Annotated in this window: 5 protein-coding genes; all 5 read right to left on the reverse strand. The window is 43.6% G+C overall.

Annotated features, from left to right (window positions below):
- A partial coding sequence (locus tag AC075L_RS07510; RefSeq protein ID WP_476387475.1) for an MATE family efflux transporter occupies positions 1-1,171 on the reverse strand: 1,171 nt, incomplete at its 3' end.
- Positions 1,172-1,303: 132 nt separating this feature from the next.
- Positions 1,304-1,510 carry a hypothetical protein gene (locus tag AC075L_RS07515; RefSeq protein WP_476387476.1) on the reverse strand — a complete coding sequence of 69 codons (207 nt, stop codon included), beginning with the start codon at positions 1,508-1,510 and terminating at the stop codon, positions 1,304-1,306.
- Between the two features lie 49 nt (positions 1,511-1,559).
- Complete coding sequence (locus AC075L_RS07520; RefSeq protein ID WP_476387477.1) at positions 1,560-3,176, reverse strand: PQQ-binding-like beta-propeller repeat protein; 1,617 nt, start codon at positions 3,174-3,176, stop codon at positions 1,560-1,562.
- A gap of 22 nt (positions 3,177-3,198) precedes the next feature.
- Entirely contained in the window at positions 3,199-3,579 is a 381-nt protein-coding gene (locus tag AC075L_RS07525; RefSeq protein WP_022380985.1) for a hypothetical protein, read from the reverse strand.
- A 116-nt stretch (positions 3,580-3,695) separates the two neighbouring features.
- The coding region (locus AC075L_RS07530) for a deoxyribonuclease IV (protein WP_476387478.1) at positions 3,696-4,267 on the reverse strand (572 nt) is incomplete at its 5' end.

Below are 4,267 nucleotides of genomic sequence, written 5' to 3' on the forward strand. Positions count from 1 at the left end.
ATGTGGCAAAACTTGCAATGACTGTCTCCTCAATGGACTCGTAATAGCTGATAATAAACTTATTCCACAGATAAGGTGCCACACACAAAGCAAAGATGCGCAGCGCCTGGACCATATGGCTGCCCAGCTCGCCACCGCCGCTTCCGAACATGACAGTGATTTCCTCGGTAAACAGCATAATAAGGACAAAGATCACAGCCAGCAGGATGTAACTGTATTTCAGCATCTTTTTACAGAGAACCCGGATTCCCACGTAGTCCTTCTCTCCAAAAAGGATTCCTGCCACATTGGGGATCACACCGATGATTCCGCCTGTAAGCATCTCGACGATCAGCAGCACATTGTCACAGACAGTAAATACTGCCATACCTTCCTCGCCCAGCTGGTTCATGATAATGGTATTCAGTCCAAGCGCCTTTACAAAATTAGCTGCCATAAAGATCAGCATTGGCACGCCTGTGATGATTGCTTCCTTTGTGATTCCAAGTTCGCCCGGCTTTAGCAGGATCAGATGAAGGTTTCGCTTATCAGAGCGGATATAAAGCACAAAAATTCCCATTGCAAACAGGAAACCAAGAACAGTTGATAAGGATGCACCTGTAATTCCCAGCGGAGTATATCTGAGGAATATATAGTCCAGCACAAGATTGATCACATTGGCTGCGATAAGGTAGGCTGATGCCAGCTCCGGATGATTCTCCACTCCAAGGTAATTGACCATCATCAGTCCAATTCCGATCACCGGTGCCCCCAGCATACTTACACGTATGTAATCTCTGGTATAACCGGTCAGGACACCGTCACCTGATACCAGAAGTCTGGCAACAGGTTCTGCTGCAGGAAGAGCGCAGATTGAAAAAATGATTCCCACCACAAGTGCTACTATAAATGTGGCAGAAAACAATTTCGATGCCCCTTCTTTGTCTCGTTTGCCAAGCATGTTTCCCACTGCTATGGAACCGCCGATACCAAGGCAGTAACCCGTAAGCTGAACAAGCGTCTCTACAGGCAGGCTCAGGGTAACTGCAGACATTGCCTCCACACCTATCAGATTACTTACAAATATCGTATCCACAATATTCCCCAGCTGAAGTGCCAGAGACATCATAATCCCCGGAACAATATACTTGTTCAGCTTCGCATTCAGCAGTCTGTTATTTCTCTCTTCCATCGCTTCCTCTCCTTTGTTTTCAGTTTTTTCAAAATATTGTGTCGTAAAACTGTAAGATATTTAAATTTTACCATTTAGTGCGATAAATGGCAAGTTAATAAAGAATGGGAGAAAGCAAATAAATATTGCTATTTACTGTAACCTGATTCCCCATATTTTACAGTCTCTGGTGCCTACAACCGCATAGTTATCGTAGACAGCCGGGGAAGCCTCTATCACGCCCTCGCTGACAGATAATACATCTTCCTGTTTACCTGTTTTACCATCAAGAAGGCGGATATCACCTGTACTGTTGCAATAAAGAACCTTTCCTGATCCGTCTTTGTTATAAACGCACACCGGAGAAGACCAGGCATATGAGGAAGAATCCTCCCATGCTTTAGATCCGTCAGATTTTTCTCAGACAGGCAAGAACTCCGGATGCATTGTCAGAGGTCTTTGCCACTGTCACATATATATAATCGGCAAGGCTGTTCTTTCCACAGGCAATCGTAGACTGAACTCCACCGGAAACACCGTCATCAGTAGTACATTCATAATCTGTATGCCACACGATCTCACCGGTTTCTGCATCAATCTTCCAGACAGGGACAGTGGCTGTGTCATAACTTCTCCATCCAAGGCGGAAGGAAGTACTTACATACAGATACAGATGTCCTTTTTCGATTTCCAGAACAGGCGTTGAATTAGAATCATCCAATGTATCCTGAACCCATACCAGCTGAAGAGTGTTCAGATCCAGACACATAAGATTTCCCCCATTATCGGTCATAAATATATAGCCTTTATAGATTGCCGCACTGTCTTCCATTCCAAGCCAGAAAGACTCTGTACTGCTTCTTGTTCCATAGTAGCGCCATTTTACAGTTCTGCCCGGATCAATGGATAAAGTCCCACTGTTCAGATCATATTTTGTATTCAGCCTGATCAGATACAGGATTCCGTTCTCTCCCGGATAGATCAGGGTATCTGTCTCTGCATCCACAAGTGCTGATCCGTCAAAAAAGCTCAGACTTCCTCTGAGTGAAAACTCATCATTGTCTCCAAAAGTATACATAACACTACAATCCAGCAAGTTTACTACAAATACCTTTGCAGTTCCTTCGTTGCTGTTATATCCGGCGCCAACATACATAATCGGATATCCTCTCGGATCAAGGGCACCCGCACCCTTAAAAGTATATCCCAGATATAATGGGTCACGTGTCTTTTCTCCCGTTCTCAAATCCAGAAAATACACATACCCATCCATACAGGCATAAATCACCTCAACCAGTTCATCATCTGCCTTTGCTTTCTCTGTCATATTCATATGTGCTTTGACCTCTTTTGGCCATTTCATCATAAGCGGCTGTCCTGTCCAGCCACTTCCTGTCCAGACGGCACTGCCCGAAGAAAGAGAACCTGTATCTGCAGACCATAGTTTGTTCAGCCTGAAATCAGTCATATCTGCATAACCATGGGAAGGGGTATCACGAAAACTGTTTCCGCGAAATGTGACGATCCCATCCACATCTGTATAATCCTGTCCTATATTAAAGGAAATATCACCATCAGCCTTATAATCTCCAATATTTTCAAGTACGTTTCCATCCACCTCAATATTAGTATAGCTGATCAGATTTTCCGGTTTTGTAGAATCCACACAATGAGGCTGAAAATTAATCTCTTTAGTCTTTTGCATTTCAACCACATCTTTGGTTTCTTTAATTTCTTTAGTTTTTTTAGTTTTTTCGATTATCCTGCCTTCTTTTTCCTCATCTGCACCTGAAGCTGATACGGCCTTCACCTTCCCGCTGTCTGTTTTGCTGACAGACAGGAAAAACTTGTTTCCTGCAAACCCAAGCAGAAGTACAAAAATTATAATCCCCCCAGTCTTTATGAGGGTTTTGGGGAAAAAAACTTTTCCACTGCGTTTTCCTGAACTTTTCTGTGATATTGTTTTCTGAATGTAATCCGGTCTTGCAGACTTTCTCCCAGAATCCACGTTTCTCTTCTTGTTCATACCTTTCCTCCTAAAAAATATATCATGTGAACTTCATCTTCTGCCTGGCTGTATCCGGCACATCGATCAGCCCAAAGCGGTAGAATATTCCATATATATAACTCACTCCGCGGATGTCGCCCAGAGCTTTGGGTCTGTCAACCACGGCTCCCACCTTCTTTATGTTTCTCAATGCCAGCAGCACTGAACTTAACGCCAGACTCTTACTGTTCTCCCTACGGTCGATCCACAATTCCCTTGTGTAGTCTCCATTCCGACCCTTTCTTACTTCATAAGTGAACGGAAGCCCTGTATAGGTTTTGAAACTCTCACCTGCATAGAGTAAAATAACCTCCCACAGATACTTCTCGTCCAGTGTTTCTCTCAGCTTCTCTACTGCCTGATATCCTTGTCTTTGCTGCATCTCTGATCTTTCCTGCATTCCTTCCTTTTGATTTCACTCCTGCTCTTTCGATTTGCACTTACAACTTGTCAGCACGCCCCAATTTATCTTCCTGATTCGAGCAGATATATTTATACTCATTTCTGTTTATACTCATTTCTGAGCAACGCAATTTCATGAGTCCATCCCTCATCATCATTTGGTGTCTCCAGAATAAACGGAATTCCCTCTGTGGCAGGATGATTGATCACGCGGACAAGTGCCTCCAGTCCTATTTCACCTTCTCCGATTCTGGCATGGCGGTCCTTATGGCTGCCAAGGGGATTCATGCTGTCATTTAAATGGATGGCTTTTAGTCTGTCCAGACCTATTATCCGGTCAAATTCTTCAAATACGCTGTCAAGATCGTTTACAATATCATATCCACCATCCCAGACATGACAGGTATCCAGGCAAACACCTAATTTATCTTTTAACTCCACCCTGTCAATGATCTGACGAAGTTCTTCGAAATTTCTTCCTACTTCTGTGCCCTTTCCTGACATAGTTTCCAGAAGTACAATCGTACTCTGATCTTTTGTCAGCACTTCATTGAGAATTTCTGCAATTTTACTGATTCCTACTTCTGCACCCTGTCCTACATGACTGCCCGGATGAAAATTGTAATAATTTCCCGGTGTCATTTCCAGACGTCTCAGATCATCTGCCA

Source organism: Blautia sp. ZXY-1-B12 (assembly GCF_056339915.1).

Coding starts and splice junctions, on each gene's coding strand:
- AC075L_RS07520 (WP_476387477.1), bottom strand. CDS start 3,176: ATGAACAAGAAGAGAAACGTGGATTCTGGGAGAAAGTCTGCAAGACCG.
- AC075L_RS07525 (WP_022380985.1), bottom strand. CDS start 3,579: ATGCAGCAAAGACAAGGATATCAGGCAGTAGAGAAGCTGAGAGAAACA.